Origin of the sequence: Microtetraspora sp. AC03309 (genome assembly GCF_020826795.1) — a bacterium.
Taxonomy (GTDB): domain Bacteria; phylum Actinomycetota; class Actinomycetes; order Streptosporangiales; family Streptosporangiaceae; genus Microtetraspora; species Microtetraspora glauca.
The window spans coordinates 28,992-55,369 of sequence record NZ_JADDIL010000031.1; the positions used below are offsets into that span (position 1 = coordinate 28,992).

The window sequence follows — 26,378 nt, forward strand, 5'->3', positions numbered from 1 at the left end:
TCCGGCGGTCATGTGCTTCGTGCCTTGCGGCGCCGGAGAACGTCGGTGAACACGGCGGCGGCGATGACGACGCCGATGATGACCTGCTGAAGAAACGGCGACACGCCGAGGAGGTTGAGTCCGTTGTGCATGACGCCGACGATGAGCACGCCGACGATCGTGCCGGTGATCCGGCCGACCCCGCCCGCGAGGCTGGCGCCTCCGATGACGACGGCGGCGATGACGTCGAGTTCGAGCCCTTCTCCCGCACTGGGCTGGGAGGAGTCGAGACGGCTGGCGAGCACGATGGCCGCGAGTCCGGCCGTGATGCCGGCCACGACGTACACCCAGGTCGTCACGGCCTTGACCTTGATGCCGGCCAGGCGGGCGACTTCCGGGCTACCGCCGACCGCGTAGACCGCACGGCCACCGGGCCGATATTTCAGGATGATCCACCCGATGACGTAGAGCACGATCAGCGCCATCAACGTGATCGAGATGAAGCCGCCGTACCTGGTCGATGCCAGTGAGTAGAACCATTCGGGGTAGCCGGCGATCTGACGTCCGTCCGTGGTCATGTTGGCCAGACCTCGGGCGACCGACATCATGGCGAGCGTCGCGATGAACGGCGGCAGTTTCGTCAGTGTGACGGCGAGGCCGTTGACCAGCCCGGCGAGGCCGCCGACCGCCACACAGGCGACCATCGCGATCCACAACGGCAGCCCGCCGTCGTGGGAGAGCCAGCCGAGAACCATCACCGACAGGGCGAACACGGAACCGACCGACAGGTCGATGCCGCCCGTGATGATGACGGAGGTGGCGCCCAGCGCGAGTATCCCGAGCACGGTCACCTGGTCGAGGATGTTGATCAGGTTGATGGGCTTGGCGAAGTTGGGCGCGAAGATCGCCATAATGACGACGAGCACGACCAGGCCCAGGAACGGGCCGCCCACTCCGTCGAGGACCCACGCTACGCCTTTGACCGCGCCGCGCCGTGACCGCCGGCCGTCATCGGCTCGGGAGTCGACGCTCGCGGGATTCTGAGTCATGGCCACTTCTGGCTCCAATGGGGCGTACGGATGTTCGGATGGTCCATGTCAGTCCATTGACATTCCGCCGTCGACGTTGATCGTCTGGCCGGTTATGTAGGAGGCGGCATCGGAGGCGAGGAAGAGCAGGAGGTTGGCCACATCCGCCTCGGTGGCAGGTCGCTGCAGCGGTATGTCGCGGATCCATTCCGCCACGAGTTCGCCGGGCCGGTAGTCCCCGAGCTTGGCGCCCCAGGCACCATCCAGGTAGCCCCACATATCGGTCATGACGATGCCGGGGCAGTACGCATTCACTCGGATGTTGTCCTCGGCGAGTTCCTTGGCGAGGGACTGCGTCATGCCGACGACCCCGAACTTGCTGGCCGCGTAGTGCGGGGTGAAGATGAACCCCTCCCTCGCCTGGGCGCTCGCGGCGTTGAGGATCACACCGCCGCCGCTCTCGCGCAGCAGCGACACGGCCTCTCGCGCCACGATGAAATGGCCGACCGTATTGACGTCGAGGACGCGCTTGAACTCCTCCGTCGTCAGGTCGGTGAGTCGTTCGACACTGATCACGCCCGCGTTGTTGACGAGGACGTCGATACGCCCCCACTCCTCGGCCGCCACCGCGACGGCCGCCTTGACGGCCGCATCGTCGGTTACGTCGGCCGTACAGGCACGCGCGTCGAGCCCATCGGCCCGCATCCGCTTCGCCGTCTCGTGCACCTGATCATCACGGTCGACCAGCAGTACCGCGGCTCCCGCCTCCGCGAAGGAACGGGAAATCGTGCATCCCATGCCACGGGCGGCGCCTGTCACCAGCACCTTCTTACCGGCGAAGTGCCCGGCGAAGATGTCCGATGCCTGTTCGTTCATTCGTTGCTCTGCTTTCTGGGGATATCGGGCTGGAATCGGGAGCGTTCGATCGCCGCTCGCCACGTCTGACGGCGAGCGACGGCGTCGGGTCTCTCGACCAAGGGGTCGAACGGCGAGCGGTCCCGGGGTAGGCGAAGGCACTCGTCCGCCGTCCACAACCCACAGCTGACGCCGGCCAGATGGGCGGCACCGGTGGCGGAGAGTTCTGCGATGTTGCTGCGAACCACGCGCCGCTGGCTCAGATCGGCCTGCACCTGCATGAGCCAGTCGTTCTGGCTGGGCCCGCCGTCGGCGAGCACCGTCTCGATCGGTGAGCCAAGACGTTCTTCGACCGCGGAGAACAGGTCCTCGGTCTGCAACGCCACCGACTCGAACGCCGCGCGGGCCAGATGGCCCGGGCCGGTGCCCAGCCCGAAGCCGCTGACCAGCGCCACCGCCGATTCGTCCCACCAGGGTGCCCCCAGACCGGCGAAGGCCGGTACGAGATCGACGCCCTGGGTGTCGGGGACGGACTGCGCGAGCGCGCTGAGCTGGGCCGGGTCGATTCCGAGGATCTTCGCGAGCCACAGGAGCGTGGCGCCGGTCGAAAGGATCGTCCCCTCGAAGGCGAAGGCCGGAGCGGGATCGGCCCACGCGATGGTGGTGGCCAGGCCGTCCAGGACGCGGGCGCCGGGCACGCCGTCGTTGACACCGGCGAGACCCATGATCGAGCTGCCGCTCCCGTAGGTCGCCTTCACCTGGCCGGGAGCGCGCACTCCATGGGCGTACAGAGCGGCGTGCGAGTCGCCGAGGATTCCATGGATGCTCGTGCCCCGGGGAACGCCGGGGATGTCAATGAGCGGGGCCGTCGCGTCGGCCGACGCCGAGATGCGCGGCAGGCAGACGCGCGGGATGTGGAACAGTTCGAGCAGCTCGCTGTCCCACGACAGCGTCTCCAGGTTGAGGAGTTGGGTACGGCTGGCGTTGCCGATCTCGATGCGGTGCTCGCCGGTCAGCGTCCAGATCAGCCAGGAGTCGATCGTGCCGAGCGCGATCTCGCCCCGACGGGCCGCATCGCGACCGGGATCGACCTGGTCCAGCAGCCATTCGTACTTGAGCGCGGAGAACATGGGGTCGAGCGGAAGGCCCGTCTTCGCGCGGATTCTGGCGGCCCAGCCGGACTCCTCCAGTGGGCGTACCCGATGCGCCGTGCGCCGGTCCTGCCATCCGAGGACCGGGCCGAGGGGCTCGCCCGTCCTACGGCTCCAGATGACGGCGGACTCGCGCTGGTTCGACAGACCGATACCGACGAGTTCGACATCTACGGAGTCCAGGACGGTCACGAGCGCCGCGACAACGCTCTCGCGGATCTCGGTCGCGTCCTGCTCCACCCAGCCCGGAGCGGGGTCGGCTCGGCCGATTCCGACCGAGGACCTGCCGAGGACTCTGCCATCGGCGCCCACCACGACCGCTTTGCTGGAACTCGTCCCTTGATCGATGGCGGCGACCGCGGGGACACCCCTGGACATGCTGGCGTCAGCCACGATGATCTCTCCTGCCGAATGTCACACGAATTGCGAGGGAGCAGCGCACGATCGTGTCGCCCGCTGTACCGCACAAGCCATCTGCATAAATATTCAATAATGAATGGCTGGTCAGTAGATGGTCGCAGCGAGCGGATGAGTGTGTCAACAGTCACGCCGCCAAAGAGTTCACTCACGGAAGACGATGCGGTGAGGAGCGCCGCCCGGCACGCATACGCCCGGTGACCTGATGGTTTTGCCGATCGCCGAACGACGTGAGGTGCCCATGGCCGCGCTGAAGCGGCTCAGGCGTAAAGCGCGTGAAGCACGTGAAGCAGTCGCGGACCGCGACAGAGGGCTGCGTCCGAGGTCGGCCGAGGCGAACTTCAACCGAAGGGCCGGGGGGTCGCGTCATAACGCCGCTCGAAGGCGACGAGCAGGCCCGGCCACCCGCAGCGGGGTGAACCTCGGCGGCCACCCCGAGCGGGGCCGTTCGACGCCGCCTCACGCCGGGCCGGGCGTGAGGCGGCGAGTCGACCGGTCAGCCGGACAGGCGGATGGGGTTGACCAGGTCGGCGTAGACCAGCAGCCCGCCCATGACCAGCAGCAGGGCGGCCATGGCGTACGTGAGCGGCAGCGCCTTGGCGACGTCCACGTACCCCGGCATGGGCCGGCGGCTGATCCGCGCGAAGCCGCGCTTGATCCCCTCCCAGAGTCCGCCGGCGATGTGGCCGCCGTCGAGCGGGAGCAGCGGGATGAGGTTGAACATGCCGACCGCGAGGTTCAGCCCGGCGAGCAGGTTGATGAAGATGATGATCTTGTTTTCCAGCGGCGCCGACGACGCGGCGATCTCGCCGCCGAACCGGCCCGCGCCGACGATGCCGACCGGCCCGTTCGGGTCGCGCTTCTCCCCGGAGAATGCCGCCTGCCAGACACCCACCATCTTCTTCGGGATGTTGACCATGGCGACGGCGGTGCGCTGGGTGAAGTCCCACATCTGGGTGACGACGAAGCCCGGCCCTTGCTTCTCGATCACCATGGTCGGAGCGACGCCGAGGAAGCCGACGTTCTTCTCGATCTTGCTCGGGTCGTCGACGGACGGGCGGTCCTGCGCGATCAGGTCGACGCCGACCGTGATCTCCTTCCCGCCCCGGACCACGCCCAGGTCGGTACGGCCGGCGCCGTGCGCGCGGATCAGCGCGGTGGCCGCCTCCCAGGTGCTCACCCGCGTGCCGCCGACGGACGTGATGCGGTCACCGGGAAGCAGCCCGGCCTTGGCCGCCGGGGTCACCGGGTCGCTGGAACGGCACTCGCGCTGCTCGGTCTGGGTGGCCGGGACCACGCACTGGGACACCGTGGACACGACCGGCTTGGACACCTGGACGCCGAAGCCCATGAAGACGATCGCGAAGAGCGCGAAGGCCAGGACGAAGTTCATCGCCGGGCCGCCGAACATGATGATGACCTTCTGCCACCAGGGCTTGCGGTAGAAGACGCGGTACTCGTCGCCGGGGCGGATCTCCTCCGAGGCGACGGCCCTGGCGTTCTCGATGAGGCCCTGCCACGGCCCGGTCGAGACGCTGCGCAGCTTGGTCGGGTCGTCGTTCGGCCGGGGCGGCAACATGCCGATCATGCGGATGTATCCGCCGAAGGGGAGCCACTTCACGCCGTATTCGGTCTCGCCGCGCCTGCGGGACCACATCGTGGGGCCGAAGCCGACCATGTACTGCGTGACGCGGACGCCGAAGATCTTGGCGGGAACGAGATGTCCGATCTCGTGCAACGCGATGGAGAGGAGAAGCCCTCCGAAGAGGACAAGGAATCCGGCTAAGAATAGCCAGTTCATCAGCGCGTACCCCCGTGGAGGAGAAGGTTTCTTTCCCTGCGTTGCCTTTTTGAGGGTAGCCCACCGTCCCCGCCGTCAGGGGCGCCAGATCAGGACGAGGGCACAGTCGTCGTTATGCCCGGCCGACATGGAGTTGACGAGTTGCCGGGCGCCTTCGCGGTATCCGGTGGGCAGCAGCCGTTCGGCCTCGCCGAGCAGGCGGTCGAGGCCGGCGTCGATGTCGCGGCCCGGCTGCTCGATCAGCCCGTCGGTGTAGAGCATGAGCGCGTCGCCCTTGCGCAGCACCCCGCTGTCGGGCTCGCAATGGAGGTCGGGCACCACGCCGAGCACCACGCCCTTGGCCGTGGCGACGTGCCAGGTGCCCGTTCCCGCGTCGAATTTGACCACGGGCGGGTGGCCCGCGGAGGTGATCACGTACTCCCCCGTGGACAGGTCGAGGCTCAGGTGGGCGGCGGTGACGAACCCCTCGTCGCCGCGCTGCCGGTGCAGGTAGGTGTTGCACGCGTGCAGGAAGTCGTCGACGGAGCCGAGCAGCCCTCCGAAGGTGCCGGAGAGCATCAGCGCGCGGGTCCCGGCGTCCACGCCTTTGCCCGAGACGTCGACGACCGCCACCTCCACCCGGTCGCCCTGCCGTACGGACACCACGAAGTCACCGCCGAAGGACGAGCCCCCGGCCTGCTTGAGCACGACCTTGCCGCCCCAGTGCTTGGGGAGGTGGGGCAACTCGCTCTGCCGCTTGAGCCGGTCACGGAGTTCCAGCAGCATCGCGTCGCCGCGCAGGCCCAGGACGCCGAGCTTGCCGCGGGTACGTGCCATGATCCAGGCGAGCACCGCGGTGAAGCCGGCGGTGATGAGCGTCCCCGGCCCAAGCTGCATGACGCCCCCGGCCACCGCCATGTAGGCGAGCGAGGCGACGACCGCGCAGAGCAGGACGCCCAGGCTGCGCAGTCGGAGCTGGAGGCCGCCGATGAGCATCACGGGCACCAGCAGGGCCGGCGAGAACCAGTGCGCGGAGACCTCGACGTCAAGAACGCCTATGAGCAGCGTGGCGACGACGAGGATGATCAGGCGGTGGCGATCCTTCGACGAACTCTTCCTTAGAAAGCGGACAAGCGGCACCAGAAGCGGCACACGCACTAGCAACGCACGGAGCCGTGGAGGGATGAGCGGCGCCCGACGGGAACTCATGATGACCTCGACTGTATCCGCCCGTCGGCGATGAGGGCAGCCACTTGACCAATGCCTAGATCACTAAGCACGGAGGGATATTCGCTGGCCCTCACCCTTTACACGCTCCTACTGTGAGCGGGTGACTGTCCAGATTCGTCCCATCACAGAGTCCGAATGGCCGGCATTCGCCACAGTCGATCGGGAGTCCTTCAACTCCCCCCTGTCTCCCGAGCAGCATGATCGGTTTCGGGAGTTCCTCGAGCTGGACCGCTCGCTGGCCGCCTTCGACGGAGACCTGATCGTCGGCGCGACCGCCGTGGCCAGCCTCACGATGACGGTGCCCGGCGGTCCCGTACCGGTCGCCGGGGTCACGGCGGTCGCGGTGCTGCCCTCGCACCGCCGCCGGGGGATCCTGACCTCGCTGATGACCCGCCAGCTGAACGACGTCCACGAGCGCGGCGAGTCCGTCGCCGCCCTCTACGCCTCCGAGGCGGCGATCTACGGCCGCTTCGGGTACGGCAGGGCCGCCGACAACCTCTTCTTCCGCATCCCGACGCACCGCTCGGCGTTCGTACGCGACGCGCCGGTGGACCCCTCCCTCCGTGTGCGCCTCGCCGTACCCGCCGAGGCCGCCCGCGCCGACGTGGAGCGGGTCTTCGAGGCGGTACGGACGACCCGGCCGGGCCTCTACGCGAGGTCCGACGCGCGCTGGCGTCTCGACGTCCTCGGCGACGAGGAGTTCCAGCGCAGGGGCGCGGGCCCGCTTCGCTGCCTGATCGTCGAGGACGACTCCGGGCCGCGGGGCTACGCCCTCTTCCGCGTCAAGGGCGGATGGACCGACCACAACGTCCCCGACGGCGAGGTCCTGGTGGACGATCTGTTCGCCACCGATCCGGCGGCGTACGCGCTGGTGTGGCGCAGCGTGCTGGACCGGGATCTGTGCGTCCGGCTGCACGCGTGGGGCCGTCCGGTGGACGATCCGCTCATGCATCTCCTGGCCGAGCCCCGGCAGTTGAACGCGGGCTGGCTGGACGACCTCTGGATCCGGCTCGTGGACGTCGGCCGGGCGCTCGCCGGGCGTGCCTACGCCGCTCCAGTGGACGTCGTGATCGAGGTCGAGGACCGGCTGTGCCCGTGGAACGCGGGTCGTTACCGGCTGGTCGCGAGCCCGGGACCGGTCACCGGCAAGGCGTCCTGCGAGCGGACCGGCGACCCCGCCGACCTGACCGTGCCCGTCACCGCGCTCGGCGCCGCCTACCTGGGCGGACGGCCGCTTCTCGCCGTGGGGGCCGCGGGGCTGGTCACCGAGCATAGCGAGGGCGCGCTGCGCGAGCTGTCCACCGCCATGTCGTGGGAGCCTCGCCCATGGGGCAGTCTCATCTTCTAGGCTTGCCGCATGGCGCTGCAGAGCTTGCAGATCACGGCGGTCATCGCGATGCGGGCACGGGACGTGTCCCGTCCCACGCCCGAACAGCAGGAGGCCGCCGAGCGGCGCCTCCTGCGCGACGAGATGCCGCGGCGCGAGGTGCGCCGCGGCAAGGAACGGCTGGGAGAGTAACGCCGGCTACGGCAGCGGCGGCAACTCGCCCGTCGTCTCATAGTCGGACAGCTGGGCGATCCTGCGAGCGTGCCGCTCCGCGCCCGTGAAGGGCGTGGAGAGGAAGATCTCGACGAAGCGCACCGCGTCCTCCACGGGGTGCATCCGGCCGCCCAGGCTGATCACGTTGGCGTCGTTGTGCTCGCGGGCCAGCTTCGCGGTGTCGTCGTTCCAGGCGAGGGCCGCGCGGATGCCTCGGACCTTGTTGGCCGCGATCTGCTCGCCGTTGCCCGAGCCGCCGAGCACCACGCCGAGGCTGCCCGGATCGCCCGCCACCCCCTGGGCGGCGCGCAGCACGAACGCCGGATAGTCGTCCTCGGCGTCGTAGACGAACGGACCGCAGTCGACCACCTCGTGGTTCTGCTCCTTCAACCAGGAGACGAGGTGGTTCTTGAGCTCGTAGCCGGCATGGTCGGCACCGATGTAGACACGCACCCCCTCAGTCTCGCAGGTGCTCGCCGAAGACATGACTCAGGGGCCTCCACTAAAGTAACAACTCACTACCCCCGTGACTCCTTACCGGGACGACGCGGAGGCCGACAGACCAGGAGAGTCATGCGCGAGATCCGTTATGTGGGCGACCCCGTCCTGCGCACCCCGGCCGAGCCGGTCACCGACTTCGACCGGGAGCTGCGCCGCCTCATCGACGAGATGTTCTCGGTGATGTACATGGCCGACGGCGTGGGCCTCGCCGGCCCCCAGATCGGCGTCGGCAAGCGGCTCTTCGTCTACGACATCAGCAACCGCAAGGGCCATGTGGTGAACCCCGAGCTCACGATCGACGACCCCGAGGAGGTCGTCGAGGAGGAAGGGTGCCTGTCCGTTCCCGGCAGGGAGACCGGCAAGCCGCTGTACGCGCCGACCGCCAGGGCCGCCGGTGTCACCCTGCGCGGACTCGACCGGCTCGGCCGGCCCGTGACCGTCAAGGCCCGCGGCATGCTGGCCCGCTGCTTCCAGCACGAGTTCGACCACCTCAACGGCCTGCTCTACGTGGACAGGCTGCCCAAGGACGACCGCAGGAAGATCCTCCTGCAGACCCCCTAGAGCTGGATCGCCTTCGTCTCCAGGTACTCCTCGAGGCCGAGTTCGCCCATCTCGCGCCCGATCCCCGATTGCTTGTACCCGCCGAACGGCGCGAGCGGGTTGAACCTGCCGCCGTTGACGGCCACCTGGCCGGTCCTCAGCCTGTGCGCCACACCGAGCGCACGTTCCTCGGTGCCCGCCCACACGGCCCCGGCCAGCCCGTACGGCGTGCCGTTGGCGATCTGGACGGCCTCGTCCTCCGAGTCGAAGGGGACGATCGCCAGGACGGGCCCGAAGATCTCCTCCTGCTCGATGGTCATGCCGGGCGCCACCCCCGCGAAGATCGTGGGCTCGACGTAGTAACCCCGTTCGAGGGGCGCGTCGGTGCCGCCGAGCACGAGGCGGGCCCCCTCTTCCTGGCCTCTGTTGATGTAGCGGATCACCCGGTCGCGCTGGGCGGCGGACACGAGCGGCCCGAGGCGGGTCTCCTCCGCGAAGGGGTCGCCCACTGTGTACGTGCGCGCGGCCTCGACCGCGAGCCGCACCGCCTCGTCGTATTGGTCCCAGTGGACGAGCATCCGGGTCCAGGCCGAGCAGGTCTGGCCCGAGTTGAGGAAGGCGTTGGCCACGCCGACCTTGACCGCGGCCTCCAGGTCGGCGTCGGGGAGGATGATGTTCGCCGACTTGCCGCCGAGTTCGAGCGCGACCCGCTTGACCGTCTCGGCGGCCAGTGCCGCGACGTGCCGGCCGGCCCTGGTCGAGCCCGTGAAGGAGACCATGTCGACGTCCGGGTGGGTGACGAGCGCCTCGCCGACGACGGGGCCGTGCCCGCTCACCATGTTGAAGACGCCAGGCGGCAGGCCGACCTCGTGGAAGACGTCGGCCAGCGCGTACGCCGCGAGCGGAGCCACCTCGCTCGGCTTGAGCACGACCGTGCATCCGCCCGCCAGCGCCGGGGCGACCTTGCAGATCACCTGGTGCAGCGGATAGTTCCAGGGCGTGATCGCGCCCACGACCCCGGCGGGCTCCTTGACGATCAGAGAGTTGCCGATCCTCGACCCGTCGAAGTCGTACTCCTCGGCGAGCTGGGCGTACGTCGCGAGCACGCCGGCGGGCATCAGCGTCTGCACACGCAACGCGATCGGGTACGGCGCGCCCATGTCGGTGGCGATCGTCGTGGCCACCTGGTCGGCCCGTTCCCTCAGCAGCCCGGCGGCCGCCGCGAGGATCTTGCCCCGTTCGGCGGGGGGTGTACGGGACCAGGCGGGGAAGGCGGCACGGGCCGCGGCCACCGCCGGTTCGACGTCGGCCGGTGAACCGGCGGGGACGCGGTCGACGATCTCCTCGGTGGCGGGGTTGATCACATCGACCCCCTCACCCGAGGTGGACGAAACCCAGGCTCCGTTCACGTACAGCTGACGCATGAACCTCATCCTTGCGCGAGAACAGTCAGGTAGTGAGGGTGCGCCCCCGGCGCGGCGTCCAGGCTAACGCGAAAGCACAACAGAGCCTGACAAGGACATCAAAATCCGCATTACCCCGAAATATGAGGTCAGGTGAAGATCGGGTCGCGCGTACGGGACCGCTTGAGCTCGAAGAAGCCGTCCGTGCCCGCCACGAGCAGGACGCCGTCCCACAGGCGGGCCGCGTCCTCGCCCCGCGGGATGGGCGAGACGACCGGGCCGAAGAACGCCACACCGTCGACGGCGATGATCGGCGTGCCGACCTCCTGGCCGACCAGCTCGATGCCCTCGTTGTGGGAGGCGCGGATCGCGTCGTCGAACTCCTCGGACTCCGTGGCCCCGGCGAGCTCCGGGTCCAGCCCCGCGGCCGTGAGCGACTCCACGAAGGTGTCCGTCCACGTCTCCGGCCGCTTGCGCCTGCCCTCATTGTGGAACCGGGTCCCGAGCTCGGTGTAGAGGGCGCCGAGGACCTCGTCACCGTACTTCTCGGCGGCCGCGGCGAGCACCCGCACCGGCTCCATCGCCCTGGCGAGCTTCTCCCGGTATTCCTGCGGGATGTCCTTGCCCTCGTTGAGCACGGCGAGGCTCATGATGCGCCAGCGCGTATCCACCGGGCGCAGCTTCTCCACCTCGATCATCCAGCGAGACGTCACCCAGGCCCACGGGCAGAAGGGATCGAACCAGAAGTCGACGATCTTCCTGTCAGACATGAACGAGCCTCTCACTGGGCAATGTGGTTGCATCGGTCCGTAACCGGAAACCGGATCTCGCTATTCCAGCGGGCGAATTGAAGGCGATTTTCGTCGTCATGGCATGGCAGGATCAGGTCATCCCCCCGCGAAGGCGCGGCGGGACGTGTGATGAGGAGCGGATGTGGCAGGCAATCTGACCCGTGACGAGGCCCGGGAGCGCGCCCGGCTGCTGACCGTCCAGTCCTACGCGGTCGAGCTCGACCTGACAGAGGGCGAGGACCGGTTCGAGAGCATCACGACGGTCCACTTCACCTCGAACCGGCCCGGGGCGGACACGTTCATCGACCTGCACGGCGCGCACGTCAGGTCGGCCAAGCTGAACGGCGTGGCACTCGACGTGAGCACCTACGACGAGGAGAAGGGCCGTCTCCCGCTGCCGGGACTGGCGGAGCACAACGAGCTGCGCGTCGACGCCGACGCGTCCTACATGCGCACCGGCGAGGGCCTCCACCGGTTCGTCGACCCGGTGGACCAGAAGGTCTACCTGCACAGCCAGTTCGAGACGGCGGACGCCCACCGGATGTACGCCTGCTTCGACCAGCCCGACCTGAAGGCCACCTTCGAGCTGACCGTGCTCGCCCCCGCGGACTGGGAGGTCGTGTCCAACGGCGCGCCCGACTCCGTCGAGGAACTGGAGGCGCACGAGGGCCGTCACGGCGTGCTGCAGGCGTCCCGGCGGTGGCACTTCCCGCCCACGCCGGTCATGTCCACCTACATCACGGCCCTGATCGCCGGCCCGTACGCCGTGGTCCGTGACGACCACGACGGCATCCCGCTCGGCATCTACGTACGCCAGTCCCTGGCCCAGTACCTCGACGCCGACAACATCTTCGAGGTCACCAAGCAGGGCTTCGACTTCTTCCACCAGGTCTTCGACGTCCGCTACCCCTTCGGGAAGTACGACCAGCTCTTCGTGCCGGAGTTCAACGCGGGCGCGATGGAGAACGCGGGCGCCGTCACCTTCCTCGAGGACTACGTCTTCCGCTCGCGGGTCACCGACGCCATGGTGGAGCGCCGTGCCGAGACGATCCTGCACGAGATGGCCCACATGTGGTTCGGTGACCTGGTCACCATGCGCTGGTGGGACGACCTCTGGCTGAACGAGTCGTTCGCCACCTACATGTCGGTCCTGTGCCAGTCCGAGGCCACCCGCTGGGGCCAGGGCGCGTGGACCACCTTCGCCAACGTCGAGAAGGCCTGGGCCTACCGGCAGGACCAGCTCCCCTCGACGCACCCGATCGCCGCCGACATCCCGGACATGCAGGCCGTCGAGGTCAACTTCGACGGCATCACGTACGCCAAGGGCGCCTCGGTGCTCAAGCAGCTCGTGGCCTACGTCGGCCTGGACAACTTCCTCTCCGGGGTCCGCGACTACTTCAACGAGCACGCCTGGCGCAACACCTCCCTGCAGGACCTGCTCTCGGCCCTGGAGCGCACCTCCGGCCGCGACCTGTCCTCCTGGTCGAAGGAGTGGCTGGAGACCTCCTGGGTCAACACGCTGCGCCCGTCCTTCACGACCGACGACGAGGGCCGGTTCCTCACGTTCGACGTGCTGCAGGAGGCCCCGCAGGAGCACCCCACGCTCCGCTCGCACCGGGTCGCGATCGGCCTCTACTCGATGGTCGACGGCGTGCTCACCCGCACCAACCGGGTCGAGCTCGACGTGGTCGGCGCCCGCACGGCCGTCCCCGAGCTGGTCGGCGAGGCCCGTCCCGACCTGGTCCTCGTCAACGACGACGACCTGACCTACGCCAAGATCCGGCTCGACGAGCGGTCGCTCGAGACCCTCATCAACGGCGGCATCACCGCGTTCGCCGACTCACTGCCCCGCGCGCTGTGCTGGTCGGCCGCGTGGGACATGACCCGCGACGCCGAGATGGCCACCCGCGACTACGTCAAGCTGGTCGTCTCCGGCATCGACTCGGTGAAGGACATCACGGTCGTGCAGGCCGTGCTGCGCCAGGCCCGCCTCGCCGTGCAGCAGTACGCCGACCCCGCGTGGATCGAGGAGGGCCTCACCGAGCTGGCCACGGCCCTGCGCGGCCTGATCGCCTCGGCGGCACCCGGTTCGGACCACCAGCTCGCCTACGTCACCGCGTTCACCTCGGTGGCCACCTCCACCGAGGACCTGGCGTTCGTCAAGGGCATCCTGGACGGCACCGCCACCCCCGAAGGGCTCGCGGTCGACGCCGACCTGCGCTGGACCCTGACGCACTCCCTGGTCTCGGGCGGCGTGCTCGACGCCGCGGACATCGACGCCGAGCTCCAGCGGGACGCCACGGCCAAGGGCGAGCGCTCGGCCGCGATGTGCCGGGCGGCGATCCCGACGCCGGAGGCCAAGGCCGGGACCTGGTCGGCCATCACCGGCGGCACCCTGAGCGGCGCCGTGCTGCGGTCCACGATCGCGGGCTTCATGGACCCGGCCCACGTCGAACTGCTCGAGCCGTACGGCGAGAAGTACTTCGACGAGGTCGGCCGCATCTGGAAGTCCTGGACGTCCGACAGCGCCCAGAACTTCGTGATCGGCTGCTACCCGGCCATGCTGATCCGGCCGGAGACAGTGGCGCGGACCCAGGACTACATCTCCGCGGACCAGCCGCCGCACGCCCTGCGCCGACTGGTCCTCGAAGGTGCGGACGGCATCAGCCGGGCGCTGCGCGCCCGCGCGAAGGACGCCTCCGCCTGATCGCGGATCCGCCTGCCGGTTCGACGTAGAAAGGCCCCGGCCTCACCGCCGGGGCCTTTCGCGTGCGTGCCGCGGGCGGGTGGTGAAAGCCCGGCGCAAGCGCGATGCAAGCCGCCGGGGGTGACATTGCGAAGTCGAGCCGTTTACAGCGCGGCGGGCCGCGTCTACCGTGTGCCCGACCCCCAGGAGGCCCTCCGTGATCACGCTCATCGTCGTCGCCGTCGTGGCCGTGCTGCTCGTGCTCGCCGCGATATCCCTCTACAACGGCCTGGTCAGGAAACGCGGCGCGGTCGACAACGCGTGGGCTCAGGTCGACGTGCAGCTCAAGCGCCGCCACGACCTGATCCCCAACCTCGTCGAGACCGTCAAGGGATACGCCTCGCACGAGCGGCAGGCGCTCGAAGCCGTGGTCGCGGCGCGTTCGCAGGCGGTCGGCGCCCAGACGCCCCGTGAGCAGGCGGCGGCCGAGAACGCGCTCTCCGGCGCGTTGAAGAGCCTGTTCGCGCTCGCCGAGGCCTACCCCGACCTCAAGGCCAGCCAGAACTTCTCCGAGCTCCAGGAGGAGCTGTCGGACACCGAGAACCGCATCGCCTACTCCCGGCAGTACTACAACGACGCGGTCCTCACCTACAACAACGCGATCCAGACGGTCCCGGCCAACATCGTCGCGGGCATGACCGGATTCGCCGCCCGCGAGTACTTCCAGGCCCCCGGCGATGAGCGTGGCTCCGTCCAGGTGCGGTTCTAGCCGTGCTCCCCTGGCTGGCCGCGGCGGCGGCCGTCGCGCTCTGGCTGCTGCTCCTGGCGGCGCTGGCCGTCGCCACCCGCAACCCCGACGTCGTGCCGGTCCCGCCGACCGCCGAGCTCGCCGCGCACTCCCCCGCCGTCGTCGACCTGATCACGGGCGACTGGCGGTTGTGCGACGAGGCCACCTCGGCCACGCTGCTCGACCTCGCCGCCAGGGGCGCCGTACGGATCGAGGAGATCGGGCCCGAACTCTCCCTCGTACGGCTCCGCCGCGACCCCGGCGACCTGAGGCCGTACGAGAAGCTCGTCTACGACCACGTCCGATCACTCGCCGTCGACGGCGTGGTGGCGACCGGCGCGCTCGCCGAGGGCTCGCGGAACCTCGGCCGGTGGTGGAAGAGCTTCCGCAAGAAGGTCATCGCGGAAGCCAGGGCCGAGGGCCTGTCCCGATCCCGGTGGAGCAGGGCGCAGGCCGTGCTGCTCACCGCGGCGGCGGCCGTACCCGCTGTGGCGGTCGCCGTCGCCGTGACGGTGAGCGACAAGGAGCACGACGGCGGGCTGGGCGCGGGCATCCTGGCCTTCGGCGCGCTCGTGGCGCTGATGGGCCGACTCAACGGCGAGCGCGGGACGCGGCGCGGCGCCGAGGCCGCGGGACAGTGGCTGGGCGTGCGCGAGCATCTGGCCGGCACCGGCAGGTTCTCCGAGCAGCCCGCCGCGTCGGTCACGATCTGGGGCCGGCACCTCGCCTACGCGGCGGCGCTCGGCCTCGCGCCGCGTGCCGTGACCAGTCTCCCGGTCAGCGTTCCGGCGGACGACAGGCGCGCCTGGTCCGACTACGGCGGCATGTGGCACGTGGTGGACGTCCGCTACCCCCGGCGCCTGCTGTGGGCGAGGGAGCCGCTGCCGATGTTGTTCTACGCTCTGGTCGCGGGCTTCTTCGCCGGATTCTGGACCTGGATCGTGCTGCTGGTCCTGTCCGCCGTCGACCTGTGGCCGGACACGCTCGTCCGGCCCGGGTTCCTCGCCGTCGGGGCCGTCGTGGCGGGTGTGCCCCTGGTCTACGCGATCATGGACCTTACCGGGAAGGCCGAGATCCAGGGCCAGATCGTCCGGCTCCGCCGGTTCCAGGCCGGCACCAAGGGCAACAACGACCCCAAGTACGCCTACTGGTGCGCGATCGACGACGGCCGGGCTCGCGAGGTCAAGGCGTACGGGATCAGCGCCGCCATGTGGCATCCCCTCTCGGAAGGCGAGAAGGTGCGCGCCCGCGTCGGCAGGAAGCTCGGCTGGATCGACGCGATCGAGGTCGTCGAGCGTTCCCGGCTGCAAGGGACGGCCAGGTACGACGACACCGGAGAGCACCGGATCGACGCGCCGGAGAACCTCGGAGAGGTCCGGATCTTCGACCCCGGACAGGAGTGACGGCGGCCCATGAGAAGGTGATTCGGTGAAGTCGGCCAGGGACCTGTTGATCGCGCTCGCGCAGCGGTATTCGTTCGGTGATGTGGGAGCGCTGGTCCCCGAGGTGCTCGGTCCCGGTGAGGTCACCGACGCGGTGGCCTCCGTCTGCGAGTTCGGCCAGCGGTTGCTCACCCTGGACGCGGAGGACTTCGCCGACGAGAACGACGCCCGCAGCGTCCCCGGTGACCTGCGCCGCCGCGCCCGGGCCTGCCACATGCCACAGACGCCCCGCGAGCAGCCGCGCGGCGCCCTGGAGTCGCTGCGCCCCTCGTACGCGCTGCTCCTCGAAGTGATCGAGATCCGCTGGAAGCGGCGTGACCTCAGCGCCATGATCTCGGCGGTCCACATCGCCAGCGAGTATCTCCCCCTGCTCGCCTTCGAGCCCGCCCTCGGCCACGCGGGCGACCCCGTGCGCTGGCCCGAGGGGCTGCGCGCGCCGGACAGCAGGTTCGGGTCGATCGGTGACCGGGACTGCGACCACACCCGATCCGAGCAGTCGGCGGTCGAGCGCTCGCTCCGCGTGGCGCTCGAACCCGGCCAGGGCTGGCGCGCCTACTTCGACCGGCAGCACAGCCAGGTCGCCGGCGCCCTCGCCACCTGCGTCGCCCGATGCCGCACACCCTGCACGGCCATGGACTGGGTGCCCGACCCGGACGATCTCGCGCTCCGCGCCCGCGTGGCGCTGGCCTTCGCCGACACCCCGCTCGTACGGCTGCGCCATGCGGCACCGGTCGGCCACGGGTTCGGCGTGCCGTCCCCCGAAGAGGTCCTGGACGCGTGGCAGCGCAGCCGCTCGGCGCTGGACAAGAACGACGTCGGTCACCGGGCCACCGAGGAGGACGGTTTCGCCCTGCCCGGCCTGCCGGCTCTGTTCTCCGCCGTCGCGGCCTCGCCCGTACGGCCGGCCACGCTGCTGGCGGACGTGTCGGCCCACCTGGTGAAGCTGCTCGAGGAGCGCTAGACCCGCGCGGCGCATTCCGCGAGGCCGGCGATGCCGGTGACGAGACCGCCGACGAGGTCGCCCGCGCCGAAGGCGCCCGCCATGGAGACGGCCACGAGGCGGCACTCGCCGTCCGGGATGAACCTCCTGGCCCGCTCTCCCGTCACGATCTCCAGGCCATGGTCGTTCACGTCCACCATGATGAGCACGGCCCGCTCGGCGACCTCGCCCAGCGCGGCGTGGAGCCGTTCGGCGTACTCCCGCCTCGGACCTTCCGCCGGCCCGATGTAGACGGCGAAGCGCAGCCCGGTGCGGGCTTCGGCGGCCTTCAGCGCGGCTCGGATGTCGTCGTTCTGCAATGAGGTCAGCGCCCGCACGGCCATCACCACCCCGCGGAGGCGCCACCGGTATGGGCGCGCGGCTCCGCGGCCCTGGCCAGTGCCCTCCAGTGGACGTCGGTGGACGGCAGCCAGTGCGGCGGCCGACCGGTGAGCACGAGGATGGAGGTGTCGGCGCCGTGCTCGGTCTTCCCGGGACCACCGAACCAGACCACCCCGTCCGAGGCGCTCCGGCTCCTGGCCGGGCGCCCGAGCGCGAGGACCAGCACGGTGATCAGCAGGAACAGTCCCATCGACACCCCGATGAGGAATCCGGCGATCTGAAGCGCACTGTGCACCTCATCAACGTAACTCCGCACGTGAGAGCGGGTCGAGCCGCCCTCGGCGTGTTACCAGATCGGCGGGCGGCGCTCGCCCCAGAAACCTCCTACGGACGCCTCGATCTGGGCCGAGAGCGAGATGAGCGTCCCCTCGTCGCCGAACCTGCCGGCCAGCATCACGCCGATCGGCAGGCCGTCCGGCGTCCAGTACAGCGGCAGGTTGACCGCCGGCTGCCCGCTGATGTTGTACGGGGCGGCGAACGGGGCGAAGCGCTTCATCCGCTCGAAGGTCTCCTCCGGCGTGTCCACGTCCTCGAACCAGCCCACCGGGGCCGGAGGCCGGGTGACGGTGGGCGTCAGCACGGCGTCGTACTCGTCGGTGACGAGCAACGCGAAACGGGTGGCGAGCTGCAGGGCGGACTGCGCCTTGAGGAAGTCCGGCGCCGGGGTCGCGAACCCGCGCTCCCGCAACCACGCGGTGAGCGGGCGCAGCCGGGACTCCATGCCCTCGGCCACCGGGTGCATGCAGGCGAACGTGAACCACATCTTCACGAACTCGGGCACCACGTCGGGGCCGAACGGCGGCGCGATGTCGACCACCTCGTGTCCCAGCGACTCGAGAACCGCCGACGCGCTCTCGTACGCGGCCAACACCTCCGGGTGCACGTCCGCGTCGGGCACGACCGGGGTGGCGTATCTCGCGATCCGCAGGCGGCCCGGGTCGGCACCGACGTAGGCCGAGAAGGAGCCGCGCTGCGGCGGCGGGGCCCAGTACAGGTCGCCGGGATTGTTGTGGGCCATCACGTCCAGCAACGCCGCCGCGTCGGCGACATTTCGTGAAATGGGGCCATTGGTGGAGAGGCCCGCGAGGTCAGGGATGATCGGCGCGAACGAAATGCGACCCCGGGTCGGCTTGATGCCGTACAGGCCGCACACCGAGGCGGGGATGCGGATGGAGCCCGCGCCGTCGCTACCCTGCGCCGCCGGGGCGAGACCGGCCGCGACCGCGGCGGCCGCGCCCCCGCTCGACCCGCCGGCCGACCGCGACAGGTCCCAGGGGGTACGCGCCGGCGGGCTCACGGCGGTCTCGGTGTAGCACGGCAGCCCGAACTCGGGCGTGCTCGTCTTGCCCAGCATGATCGTGCCGGCCTCGCGCAGCCGCTCGACGACGCTGTCGTCCACGGGCGCGGTGAAGCCCTCATAGGCGGCGGAGCCGAAGAAGATCGGCACGTCCTTCACCAGGTTGAGGTCCTTGATGGGGATCGGCACGCCGAGGAACGGAGGCGGGTCGGTGGACTCCAGGACCCGCGCCTCCTGCTTGCGCGCCTCGTCCAGAGCACGGTCCGCGGTGAGGGTGACGAAGGCGCCCACCTCGCCGTCCAGCCGATCGGCTCGCTCCAGATAGTGCTCGGTGATCTCGACCGGCGACAGTTCCCGGGTTCGTACGGCTGCCGCCTGCTCCAGCGCAGTAAGATCGTGAATGTGGGCCACTACCAAACGGTAGGCCCGCGGCGCGAAGATATCTAGAGACGATACCCATCTGTCGGGCCCGCCAATCCGATGAAGCCAGCCACAAAAGTATGAACCACCCAACACTAGGCAACCCGCCGAGAGCTCAACTACCGTGAGTGATGTGGATACCGGCCTAGCGCCAGAAGACGGTCACGATACGTCACCGATCTGGGTGAGTGACCAGTCGTCAGAGCGACCCTCGACGCAGCCTGAAGCTCCTGCGTCCACATACGCCCCGGTGGAGCGGGCCTCGCTGAAGAGTCTCGTCCGGCAGCCCCAATACCACCACCTTCGGCGACGCGCTCTGATCGCCCTCGCCGCCGGTGTGGTCGTCGGGTTCCTGCTCGGCGGCTGGCGCATCGGGCTCACCGCCGCCATCGTCGCGGCCATCGCCGACACCGCGTACCGCGCGAGGAGCGTTTCCTCCGTGCCGGCGTGGCGGCGTCCCTCGGCGGCGGAGCGGCGCACCGAGGCCCAGCTCAAACGGCTGGAACGCGGCGGTTACCGCACACTCCACGCCCGCGCCGTCCCCGGCAGCGACGCGCAGATCGACCATCTCGTGATCGGCCCGACCGGTGTGTACGCCGTCGACTCCGAGAAGTGGGACAAGCGGCTGCCGGTTCGGGTGCAGTCGCACCGCAAGCTGTTCCATGGGCCGTTCAACCAGAAACCGCGTCTCGACGAGGCGCGCTGGGAGGCGTCCCAGGCCAGCGAGCTGATCGGCAAGGCCCTCGGCCGCGAGATCCCAGTGGTCCCCTCACTGGCGATCTACGGGCCGGCCATCCCGTGGCGGATCCTCAACGTACGCGAGGTGGACGTCTTCTCCGGCAGCCTGGTCCGCAAGTGGATCACCAAGCGGGAGAAGTCCCTCACGACGGCGGAGATCGAATCCATCTACCGGGCCGCGGAGCGCGTCCTGCCTGCCCGTTATCCGGAGAGCTGAGGGTCAGGTTTCCCCGGCGGCGGCCGTACCATTTGAGGACTCACTGTCTTCGATGGGAGCGACGTCATGCCAGCCCTCAGGTCTCGTACGGTCACACACGGCAGAAACATGGTCGGTGCCCGGGCCCTGCTCCGGGCGACCGGTGTAGCCGGGAGTGACTTCGGGAAGCCCATCGTCGCGGTGGCCAACAGCTTCACGCAGTTCGTCCCCGGCCATGTCCATCTGCGCGAGGTCGGCGACGTCGTCGCCGCCGCGGTGCGCGAGGCCGGGGCCATCCCCCGCGAGTTCAACACGATCGCGGTCGACGACGGCATCGCGATGGGCCACGGCGGCATGCTGTACTCCCTGCCCTCGCGCGAGCTCATCGCCGACGCGGTCGAGTACATGGTCAACGCCCACTGCGCGGACGCGCTGATCTGCGTCTCCAACTGCGACAAGATCACCCCGGGCATGTTGCTGGCCGCCTTCCGGCTCAACATCCCGACGGTGTTCGTCTCCGGCGGCCCGATGGAGGCCGGCAAGACTCCCGGCCGCAAGCTCGACCTGATCGACCCGATGATCGCCGCGGCCGACGAGAGCGTGAGCGACGAGGCCCTCCTCGAGATGGAGGAGAACGCCTGCCCGACCTGCGGCTCCTGCAGCGGCATGTTCACCGCCAACTCGATGAACTGCCTCACCGAGGCGATGGGCCTGGCCCTGCCGGGCAACGGGACGACCTTGGCCACGCACAAGGCGCGCAAGGCCCTGTTCGAGGATGCCGGCCGAACGGTCGTCGAGATCGCCCGGCGTTACTACGAGCAGGACGACGAGTCGGTGCTGCCGAGGAGCATCGCCACTCGCGACGCGTTCGAGAACGCCATGGCCCTCGACGTCGCCATGGGCGGCTCGACCAACACGATCCTCCACCTGCTCGCCGCGGCCCGCGAGGCCGGTGTGGACTTCGGCCTCAAGGAGATCAACGAGCTCTCGCTGCGAGTGCCCTGCCTGTGCAAGGTCGCTCCCGCGACCGCGAAGTACCACGTCGAGGACGTGCACCGCGCCGGAGGCATCCCCGGCATCCTCGGCGAGCTCGACCGGGCCGGGCTGCTGCACCGCGACGTGCACAGCATCCACGCCTCCTCGCTCACCGATTACCTCTCCGCCTGGGATCCCACGTCCCCCGACGTCCGCGAGGACGCGATCGAGCTCTGGCACGCCGCACCCGGCAACGTCCGCACCGTCAAGGCGTACTCGCAGGACGCCCGGTGGGACTCGCTCGACCTCGACCGGTCCGAGGGCTGCATCCGCGACGCCGAGCACGCCTACACCAAGGACGGCGGCCTCGCCGTCCTGTACGGCAACATCGCCCCGGACGGCTGCATCGTGAAGACGGCCGGCGTGGACGAGTCGATCTGGAGGTTCTCCGGCCCCGCCGTCGTGTTCGAGTCGCAGGAGGACGCCGTCGACGGCATCCTCACCGGCAAGGTCACCGCAGGTGACGTGGTCGTCATCCGATACGAAGGCCCCAAGGGCGGCCCGGGCATGCAGGAGATGCTCTACCCCACGAGCTTCCTCAAGGGCAAGGGCCTCGGTAAGGCGTGCGCGCTGATCACCGACGGCCGTTTCTCCGGTGGCACGTCCGGTCTGTCCATCGGCCACGCCTCTCCGGAGGCGGCCGAGGGCGGCGTCATCGCGCTCGTCGAGAACGGCGACCTCATCGAGATCGACATCCCCGGCCGGTCCATCGAGCTGAAGGTGGCCGAGAGCGACCTCGCCGCCCGTCGCGAGAAGCTGCTCGCCGAGCTCGGCGGTTACCGTCCGCGTGACCGCCAGCGCCCGGTGTCCGCCGCGCTCCAGGCCTATGCCGCGCTGACGACCTCGGCCTCCACCGGCGCTTCGCGCGATCTCTCGCAGCTCTCGCGCTAGGGCCGCGTCAGGTCATCACCGTTCACGTTCATCGAAGGGGATCGAGGCGACCACCTCGATCCCCTTCGGCGTTCAGAGGGCCGGCTGTACGGGGTCTCTTGGGAGGTACATTCCCGTCGCCGCCGACAACGCGTTCGAAAAATGTCAGTCCTGAGATCTAAAATTCTGGTATGGCCAACGTCATTAGGAACACCGAATCCCTGACGACCGCAGAGCTCGCCGCACTGGCCCTGTCCCTGGCCCACCTCGGGGCCGGCCCGCAGTCCGTCACCGCCCGCCGCGGGCTGCGCCACGCGTTCCAGCATCTCGACCTGGACGACGACGTCATCGCCACCACTCTGACCACCCTGACCACCCCGCTCGCCACCGACGTCGCCAGGCGCGCGCGGGTGATCGCCAACGCGATCACCGCCCGGCTGGTGATCCGGATCCAGTACCACGACGCCGCCGGACGGATGACCACGCGCGACATCGAGCCGGTCACCTGCCTGGCGCACCGTGACTACTGGTACCTCGTGGGCTGGTGCCGCATGCGCGGCGGGATCCGGGCGTTCCGGTTCGACCGCATCGTCGCGGTCGAACCCACCGACCTCCCGTCCCGCCCGCACCTTCCCGAGCGGTACCTCCCGTTCCAGCGCCGCAAGGCGGCGTAGGGCCGGTCAGCCGCAGCAACCGCCACCGCAGCAACCGCCGCCGCCGCCGCTGGGACGCGGGGCGGCGGCGCCGCCGGTGACGGCGACGGTGGAGAGCAGCTTCACCGTGTCCTCGTGCCCGGAGGGGCAGGACGCCGGGGCGTTCGCCTCGGCCATGGGCCGGTTCAGCTCGAAGGTCGATCCGCAGGCACGGCAGCGATAGTCATAACGAGGCATGCCCGTAGCGTACGGCCTCGATCAGGCGGTGGTGTCGAGCCGGGTCAGCGCCTGGACCAGCGGCCGCAACTCGGGCAGATCGAACGCCTCGTCGAGCGCCTCGCGCAGTGCCCTGTCATGGGTCGAGCGCGCGTCGGCGAGCAGCCTCCGGCCGGCCTCACTGACCTCGGTGTAGATGCCGCGCCTATCCGTGTCGCAGAGATAGCGGGTGAGATACCCCTGACCTTCGAGCCGGGACACCAGACGCGTCGTCGCGCTCTGGCTCAGGACCACCGCGTTCGCGAGCTGCTGCATGCGCATGTGCCAGCCGTCCTGCCGGGCGAGCACGTCCAGCACGGTGTACTCGCTGACCCCCAGCCCGTGTCCGGCCTGCAGAGCCCGCTCGATGCGGCTTTCCAGCCGGGCGTGCAGCGCCGCCAGAACGCGCCAGCCCTGTGCGCGGGCCTCCACGGCGTCATCCGAGATCGCCATCCTGCGCCTCCCTGTCCGTTGCCGCCGTCCCGAATATAGCCCACAACGACAATAGCCCGCGTTTGCAAATATCAGGCGCGTGCAATTATTGTCGGCGCCTGTACTTGTCGCACGGCACTGGAGGGCTCATGCCACTCGCCCTGATCGCGCTGGCCATCGGCGCGTTCGGCATCGGCACCACGGAATTCGTCATCGCGGGCGTGCTGCCCGACGTCGCGTCGGACTTCCACGTCACGATCCCCGTGGCCGGATATCTGATCTCCGGGTACGCGCTGGCCGTCGCCGCGGGCGCCCTGCCGATGACGGTCCTGGGCACCCGGATGCGGCGCAAGCACCTGCTCCTCACCCTGATGGCGATCTTCATCGTGGGCAACGCGCTCTCCGCGCTCGCGCCGACGTACGGGATCATGCTGGCCGGCCGGATCGTGGCGGCCCTCACCCACGGGGCCTTCTTCGGAGTCGGCTCCGTCGTCGCGGCCGACCTGGTCCGGCCGGACCGGCGTGCCAGCGCCATCGCGCTGATGTTCACCGGCCTCACCCTGGCCAACGTCATCGGCGTCCCCATGGGGACCTTCATCGGGCAGAGCTTCGGCTGGCGTGCCACCTTCTGGGTCGTGACCGCGCTCGGCGTCCTCGGCCTGATCGGCATCTCGGCGCTCGTTCCCAGCGGCCGGCGGCCGGAGACGGCCCACGTCGGCGCGGAGCTCGCCGCGTTCCGTAATCCCCAGGTGTGGCTGGCGGTCGCGGCCACCGTACTCGGCTTCGGTGGCGTCTTCGCCTCGTTCACCTACATCGCGCCGATGATGACGGAGGTCGCGGGGTTCTCCGAGGGCGCGGTGAGCTGGTTGCTCGTGCTCTTCGGGGCGGGACTGGTGATCGGCAACCTGCTGGGCGGGCGGCTCGCGGACCGGGCGCTGATGCCGAGCCTCTACGGCACTCTCGCGGGCCTCGCCGTTGTCCTCGGGATCTTCACCTTCACATCGCAGGCACGGATTCCCGCCATGATCACGATCTTCCTGCTCGGCGGATTCGGCTTCGCCACGGTCGCGCCACTCCAGACGCGCATGCTCGACAACGCGAGGAGCGCGCCCACGCTCGCCTCCGCGGTGAACATCGCCGCCTTCAACGTGGGTAACGCGCTGGCCACCTGGCTCGGCGGGCTGGTCATCGCCGCCGGGCTCGGCTACACGGCGCCCAACTGGGTCGGCGCCCTGCTCGCCGCGACCGCGCTCGGCGTGGCCGTGATCTCCGGGCTGCTCGACCGCCGCGCCACGGCGGTGACCGGCATCCGGCGGCGCGAGGCCCAGCCCGTCTGAGCCCCGGGCCGTCAGCGGAAGCGGAGACTGGCGTAGTCGGCCACCCGCTCGTAGCCCAGCGCCTGGTAGACGGAATTGGACCGTGGGTTGGCCAGGTCCGCGAACAGCAGAACCTCGGTGGCCCCCTCGTCCAACGCCTTACGGGTGACGGCGTGCGTCACGGCCGCGCCGTACCCCCTGCGGCGCAGCGCCGGCGGGGTGTAGACCGGCCCCACGCGTGACATCCCGGCGATGGGCGCCGAGACGCCGGCGAGCGAGACGGGACGGCCGCCGTCCTCCCAGAACACGAGCTCGTTCCTGTTGATCCTGGCGGAGACGACGGGAGTGGCGTCGGCCGCCACGTCCACGTCGGCCTCCTCCTGGAACTCCCGGAACCACTGGGTGGCCAGCCGCGCGTCGGCGACGACTGCCGTACGGGCGACTCCGGGGACGGAGGGCGGGACGAGGGAACCGAGCCGGTAGAGGCGCTCGGACCGGCGGCCCCGCTCCGGCTCCCACCATGCTCGGGCGAACGCCTCCGCCTGGTCGAGGGGACCGGTGACACCCGGCAGCGATCTGCCGAGGGCGATCAGCTCGGTCGCCAGCGACGGAAGGGCGTCCAGGGGCACGACGCCGAGCAGCAGCGGATAGGGGGCGGTATGGATGACCGCCCCCTCCACGGAGCCGCCCTCGGTGCGCCACGCCATGAGCGGATCCTCCGAGAACTGGCCGCTCCGCACACCCCGGAGCACGGTCAGCAGGACCGTGTTGCGCACCGGGTCACGGAGCAGCCAGGGCTCGGCTGCCGCCGCGTACACCTCCGCGTCGGCGGTGAACGTCCAGGTCAGGCCGTCGATCATCCGGATCCGGCGTCAGGCGGCGGATTCGGCGAGGTAGGGCGCCCACTGCGGATCACCGTCGAGCTGTGCTCCGATGAGCCGCCAATGGGCGCCGCGTGGCACCACCGGGGCGACGCGCAGCGTCCACCCCAGGTCCTCCAGCAACCTGTCCGCCTTGCGGTGGTTACACGGCATACACGAGGCGACGCAGTTCTCCCACGTGTGGGGGCCTCCCTTGGAGCGCGGGATGACGTGGTCGATGGTCTCCGCGCGTTGGCCGCAGTACGCGCAGCGGAAGTCGTCCCGCCGCATGAGCGCGGCCCGCGTGAGCGGGATACGGGACCGGTAGGGGATGCGGACATAGCGTCTCAGCCGGATCACGGACGGGACGTCGAGCGTGCGGGACGCCGAACGGAGCACGGCGCCCCGGCCGTCCCGGTGCACGACCTCCGCCTTGTCCCGCAGGACGAGGATCACCGCCCGGTGCAGGGACAGCGTGGTGAGCGGTTCGTAGGTGGCGTTGAGAAGGAGTACTTGGCGCATCAGCCGACCTCCGTCGCCATCTCGGGAGCCGGGATGAGATGGCGCGGGAGCACAGCTGTGCGCCCTGGTTGTGGTCCCGTCGGTTGGGACCCGGGTGCTTCCGTCACAGGGACCTCCGCCGGACGGTCCAGCGGATGGTCACCACGGCACCGCCCTCCACCAAAGTGTGGCCTTTGCTGCGGCCCATCCGCCACCCCATAAAGCGCGAGCGAGGTTCACGATTGGGACGCCTGTTGCTGTTTATCCCCTTTCGGGGCTCTTTTTACTCCCGCC

Annotated in this window: 26 protein-coding genes; 11 read left to right on the top strand and 15 right to left on the bottom strand. The window is 69.7% G+C overall.

The annotated features are described in order from the left end of the window. Nucleotides 1-8: 8 nt before the first annotated feature. The 5 genes from IMZ11_RS19690 to IMZ11_RS19710 form a co-directional block, all read right to left on the bottom strand. Nucleotides 9-1,028, bottom strand: coding sequence for an ABC transporter permease (locus tag IMZ11_RS19690; protein ID WP_228643541.1), 1,020 nt, complete (start codon nucleotides 1,026-1,028; stop codon nucleotides 9-11). 48 nt (nucleotides 1,029-1,076) lie between these two features. Continuing rightward, nucleotides 1,077-1,883 (bottom strand): SDR family NAD(P)-dependent oxidoreductase, encoded by an 807-nt coding sequence (locus IMZ11_RS19695; protein WP_228643543.1) that lies wholly within the window; start codon nucleotides 1,881-1,883, stop codon nucleotides 1,077-1,079. Further along, a complete protein-coding gene (locus tag IMZ11_RS19700) occupies nucleotides 1,880-3,406 on the bottom strand; it encodes an FGGY family carbohydrate kinase (RefSeq protein WP_228643545.1) in 1,527 nt (508 codons plus the stop codon). Before IMZ11_RS19700 ends, IMZ11_RS19695 begins: the two co-directional genes overlap by 4 nt. A 520-nt stretch (nucleotides 3,407-3,926) precedes the next feature. Beyond that, nucleotides 3,927-5,231: an RIP metalloprotease gene (locus tag IMZ11_RS19705; protein ID WP_228643547.1), complete on the bottom strand. Its 1,305-nt coding sequence runs from the start codon at nucleotides 5,229-5,231 to the stop codon at nucleotides 3,927-3,929. Between the two features lie 75 nt (nucleotides 5,232-5,306). Beyond that, nucleotides 5,307-6,419 (bottom strand): PP2C family protein-serine/threonine phosphatase, encoded by a 1,113-nt coding sequence (locus IMZ11_RS19710; RefSeq protein ID WP_228643549.1) that lies wholly within the window; start codon nucleotides 6,417-6,419, stop codon nucleotides 5,307-5,309. Between the two features lie 121 nt (nucleotides 6,420-6,540). Between IMZ11_RS19710 and IMZ11_RS19715 the strand changes: the two genes are divergently transcribed. Both IMZ11_RS19715 and IMZ11_RS19720 read left to right on the top strand, forming a co-directional pair. Continuing rightward, the gene (locus tag IMZ11_RS19715; protein WP_228643551.1) at nucleotides 6,541-7,788 is read left to right on the top strand and encodes a GNAT family N-acetyltransferase; all 1,248 of its coding nucleotides are present in this window, start codon (nucleotides 6,541-6,543) and stop codon (nucleotides 7,786-7,788) included. A 9-nt stretch (nucleotides 7,789-7,797) separates the two neighbouring features. Continuing rightward, nucleotides 7,798-7,959, top strand: coding sequence for a hypothetical protein (locus IMZ11_RS19720; RefSeq protein WP_228643553.1), 162 nt, complete (start codon nucleotides 7,798-7,800; stop codon nucleotides 7,957-7,959). A 6-nt stretch (nucleotides 7,960-7,965) separates the two neighbouring features. On the opposite strand, the gene IMZ11_RS19725 is transcribed toward IMZ11_RS19720, so the two are convergent. Then, nucleotides 7,966-8,433: a ribose-5-phosphate isomerase gene (locus IMZ11_RS19725; RefSeq protein ID WP_061260588.1), complete on the bottom strand. Its 468-nt coding sequence runs from the start codon at nucleotides 8,431-8,433 to the stop codon at nucleotides 7,966-7,968. A 120-nt stretch (nucleotides 8,434-8,553) separates the two neighbouring features. Between IMZ11_RS19725 and def the strand changes: the two genes are divergently transcribed. After that, nucleotides 8,554-9,042, top strand: a complete 489-nt coding sequence (gene def, locus IMZ11_RS19730; protein WP_061260486.1) for a peptide deformylase — start codon at nucleotides 8,554-8,556, stop codon at nucleotides 9,040-9,042. Here def and IMZ11_RS19735 read toward each other — a convergent pair. Beyond that, on the bottom strand, nucleotides 9,039-10,445 hold the full coding sequence (locus tag IMZ11_RS19735) for an aldehyde dehydrogenase family protein (RefSeq protein WP_228643555.1): 1,407 nt from the start codon (nucleotides 10,443-10,445) through the stop codon (nucleotides 9,039-9,041). The genes def and IMZ11_RS19735 overlap by 4 nt on opposite strands. A 128-nt stretch (nucleotides 10,446-10,573) precedes the next feature. After that, a complete protein-coding gene (locus IMZ11_RS19740; RefSeq protein WP_228643557.1) occupies nucleotides 10,574-11,194 on the bottom strand; it encodes a DsbA family protein in 621 nt (206 codons plus the stop codon). Nucleotides 11,195-11,357: 163 nt separating this feature from the next. On the opposite strand from IMZ11_RS19740, the gene pepN reads away from it, so the two are divergent. The 4 genes from pepN (at nucleotide 11,358) to IMZ11_RS19760 (ending at nucleotide 17,091) form a co-directional block, all read left to right on the top strand. Then, nucleotides 11,358-13,922: an aminopeptidase N gene (gene pepN, locus IMZ11_RS19745; RefSeq protein ID WP_228643559.1), complete on the top strand. Its 2,565-nt coding sequence runs from the start codon at nucleotides 11,358-11,360 to the stop codon at nucleotides 13,920-13,922. A gap of 196 nt (nucleotides 13,923-14,118) precedes the next feature. Continuing rightward, nucleotides 14,119-14,670 (top strand): LemA family protein, encoded by a 552-nt coding sequence (locus IMZ11_RS19750; RefSeq protein ID WP_228643561.1) that lies wholly within the window; start codon nucleotides 14,119-14,121, stop codon nucleotides 14,668-14,670. A 2-nt stretch (nucleotides 14,671-14,672) separates the two neighbouring features. Further along, a complete protein-coding gene (locus tag IMZ11_RS19755) occupies nucleotides 14,673-16,091 on the top strand; it encodes a DUF2207 domain-containing protein (RefSeq protein WP_228643563.1) in 1,419 nt (472 codons plus the stop codon). Nucleotides 16,092-16,116: 25 nt separating this feature from the next. Further along, nucleotides 16,117-17,091 carry a hypothetical protein gene (locus tag IMZ11_RS19760; protein WP_228643565.1) on the top strand — a complete coding sequence of 325 codons (975 nt, stop codon included), beginning with the start codon at nucleotides 16,117-16,119 and terminating at the stop codon, nucleotides 17,089-17,091. Here IMZ11_RS19760 and IMZ11_RS19765 read toward each other — a convergent pair. The 3 genes from IMZ11_RS19765 to IMZ11_RS19775 are packed head-to-tail and all read right to left on the bottom strand — an operon-like array spanning nucleotide 17,088 to nucleotide 19,219. After that, entirely contained in the window at nucleotides 17,088-17,447 is a 360-nt protein-coding gene (locus IMZ11_RS19765; RefSeq protein WP_228643567.1) for a DUF5130 family protein, read from the bottom strand. The two genes, IMZ11_RS19760 and IMZ11_RS19765, sit on opposite strands and share 4 nt — an antisense overlap. Before the next feature lie 5 nt (nucleotides 17,448-17,452). Further along, nucleotides 17,453-17,746, bottom strand: a complete 294-nt coding sequence (locus IMZ11_RS19770) for a hypothetical protein (protein ID WP_061260503.1) — start codon at nucleotides 17,744-17,746, stop codon at nucleotides 17,453-17,455. Between the two features lie 51 nt (nucleotides 17,747-17,797). Continuing rightward, the gene (locus IMZ11_RS19775) at nucleotides 17,798-19,219 is read right to left on the bottom strand and encodes an amidase (protein WP_228643569.1); all 1,422 of its coding nucleotides are present in this window, start codon (nucleotides 19,217-19,219) and stop codon (nucleotides 17,798-17,800) included. Between the two features lie 259 nt (nucleotides 19,220-19,478). On the opposite strand from IMZ11_RS19775, the gene IMZ11_RS19780 reads away from it, so the two are divergent. The 3 genes from IMZ11_RS19780 to IMZ11_RS19790 all read left to right on the top strand — a co-directional run bounded on the left by IMZ11_RS19780 (nucleotide 19,479) and on the right by IMZ11_RS19790 (nucleotide 22,741). Beyond that, complete coding sequence (locus IMZ11_RS19780) at nucleotides 19,479-20,183, top strand: nuclease-related domain-containing protein (protein ID WP_228643571.1); 705 nt, start codon at nucleotides 19,479-19,481, stop codon at nucleotides 20,181-20,183. A gap of 66 nt (nucleotides 20,184-20,249) precedes the next feature. Beyond that, entirely contained in the window at nucleotides 20,250-22,088 is a 1,839-nt protein-coding gene (ilvD, locus tag IMZ11_RS19785; RefSeq protein WP_228643574.1) for a dihydroxy-acid dehydratase, read from the top strand. A gap of 170 nt (nucleotides 22,089-22,258) precedes the next feature. Next, entirely contained in the window at nucleotides 22,259-22,741 is a 483-nt protein-coding gene (locus IMZ11_RS19790) for a YafY family protein (RefSeq protein ID WP_228643576.1), read from the top strand. A gap of 6 nt (nucleotides 22,742-22,747) precedes the next feature. On the opposite strand, the gene IMZ11_RS19795 is transcribed toward IMZ11_RS19790, so the two are convergent. Then, on the bottom strand, nucleotides 22,748-22,957 hold the full coding sequence (locus IMZ11_RS19795; protein WP_082777529.1) for a zinc ribbon domain-containing protein: 210 nt from the start codon (nucleotides 22,955-22,957) through the stop codon (nucleotides 22,748-22,750). 21 nt (nucleotides 22,958-22,978) lie between these two features. After that, nucleotides 22,979-23,428 (bottom strand): MarR family winged helix-turn-helix transcriptional regulator, encoded by a 450-nt coding sequence (locus IMZ11_RS19800; RefSeq protein ID WP_228643578.1) that lies wholly within the window; start codon nucleotides 23,426-23,428, stop codon nucleotides 22,979-22,981. A 128-nt stretch (nucleotides 23,429-23,556) separates the two neighbouring features. Between IMZ11_RS19800 and IMZ11_RS19805 the strand changes: the two genes are divergently transcribed. Further along, nucleotides 23,557-24,744, top strand: coding sequence for an MFS transporter (locus IMZ11_RS19805; protein WP_228643580.1), 1,188 nt, complete (start codon nucleotides 23,557-23,559; stop codon nucleotides 24,742-24,744). A gap of 11 nt (nucleotides 24,745-24,755) precedes the next feature. Here IMZ11_RS19805 and IMZ11_RS19810 read toward each other — a convergent pair whose 3' ends face one another. Both IMZ11_RS19810 and IMZ11_RS19815 read right to left on the bottom strand, forming a co-directional pair. After that, nucleotides 24,756-25,583: a GNAT family N-acetyltransferase gene (locus tag IMZ11_RS19810; protein WP_228643582.1), complete on the bottom strand. Its 828-nt coding sequence runs from the start codon at nucleotides 25,581-25,583 to the stop codon at nucleotides 24,756-24,758. A gap of 12 nt (nucleotides 25,584-25,595) precedes the next feature. Next, nucleotides 25,596-26,105: an HNH endonuclease gene (locus IMZ11_RS19815; RefSeq protein WP_061260520.1), complete on the bottom strand. Its 510-nt coding sequence runs from the start codon at nucleotides 26,103-26,105 to the stop codon at nucleotides 25,596-25,598. Between the last annotated feature and the right edge of the window lie 273 nt (nucleotides 26,106-26,378).

Bases quoted from the DNA above. Each gene is read 5' to 3' on its own strand.
- IMZ11_RS19690 (WP_228643541.1), bottom strand. From the start codon at position 1,028: ATGACTCAGAATCCCGCGAGCGTCGACTCCCGAGCCGATGACGGCCGG.
- IMZ11_RS19695 (WP_228643543.1), bottom strand. From the start codon at position 1,883: ATGAACGAACAGGCATCGGACATCTTCGCCGGGCACTTCGCCGGTAAG.
- IMZ11_RS19705 (WP_228643547.1), bottom strand. From the start codon at position 5,231: ATGAACTGGCTATTCTTAGCCGGATTCCTTGTCCTCTTCGGAGGGCTT.
- IMZ11_RS19710 (WP_228643549.1), bottom strand. From the start codon at position 6,419: ATGAGTTCCCGTCGGGCGCCGCTCATCCCTCCACGGCTCCGTGCGTTG.
- IMZ11_RS19720 (WP_228643553.1), top strand. From the start codon at position 7,798: ATGGCGCTGCAGAGCTTGCAGATCACGGCGGTCATCGCGATGCGGGCA.
- def (WP_061260486.1), top strand. From the start codon at position 8,554: ATGCGCGAGATCCGTTATGTGGGCGACCCCGTCCTGCGCACCCCGGCC.
- IMZ11_RS19735 (WP_228643555.1), bottom strand. From the start codon at position 10,445: ATGCGTCAGCTGTACGTGAACGGAGCCTGGGTTTCGTCCACCTCGGGT.
- IMZ11_RS19740 (WP_228643557.1), bottom strand. From the start codon at position 11,194: ATGTCTGACAGGAAGATCGTCGACTTCTGGTTCGATCCCTTCTGCCCG.
- ilvD (WP_228643574.1), top strand. From the start codon at position 20,250: ATGCCAGCCCTCAGGTCTCGTACGGTCACACACGGCAGAAACATGGTC.
- IMZ11_RS19790 (WP_228643576.1), top strand. From the start codon at position 22,259: ATGGCCAACGTCATTAGGAACACCGAATCCCTGACGACCGCAGAGCTC.
- IMZ11_RS19795 (WP_082777529.1), bottom strand. From the start codon at position 22,957: ATGCCTCGTTATGACTATCGCTGCCGTGCCTGCGGATCGACCTTCGAG.
- IMZ11_RS19800 (WP_228643578.1), bottom strand. From the start codon at position 23,428: ATGGCGATCTCGGATGACGCCGTGGAGGCCCGCGCACAGGGCTGGCGC.
- IMZ11_RS19805 (WP_228643580.1), top strand. From the start codon at position 23,557: ATGCCACTCGCCCTGATCGCGCTGGCCATCGGCGCGTTCGGCATCGGC.
- IMZ11_RS19810 (WP_228643582.1), bottom strand. From the start codon at position 25,583: ATGATCGACGGCCTGACCTGGACGTTCACCGCCGACGCGGAGGTGTAC.
- IMZ11_RS19815 (WP_061260520.1), bottom strand. From the start codon at position 26,105: ATGCGCCAAGTACTCCTTCTCAACGCCACCTACGAACCGCTCACCACG.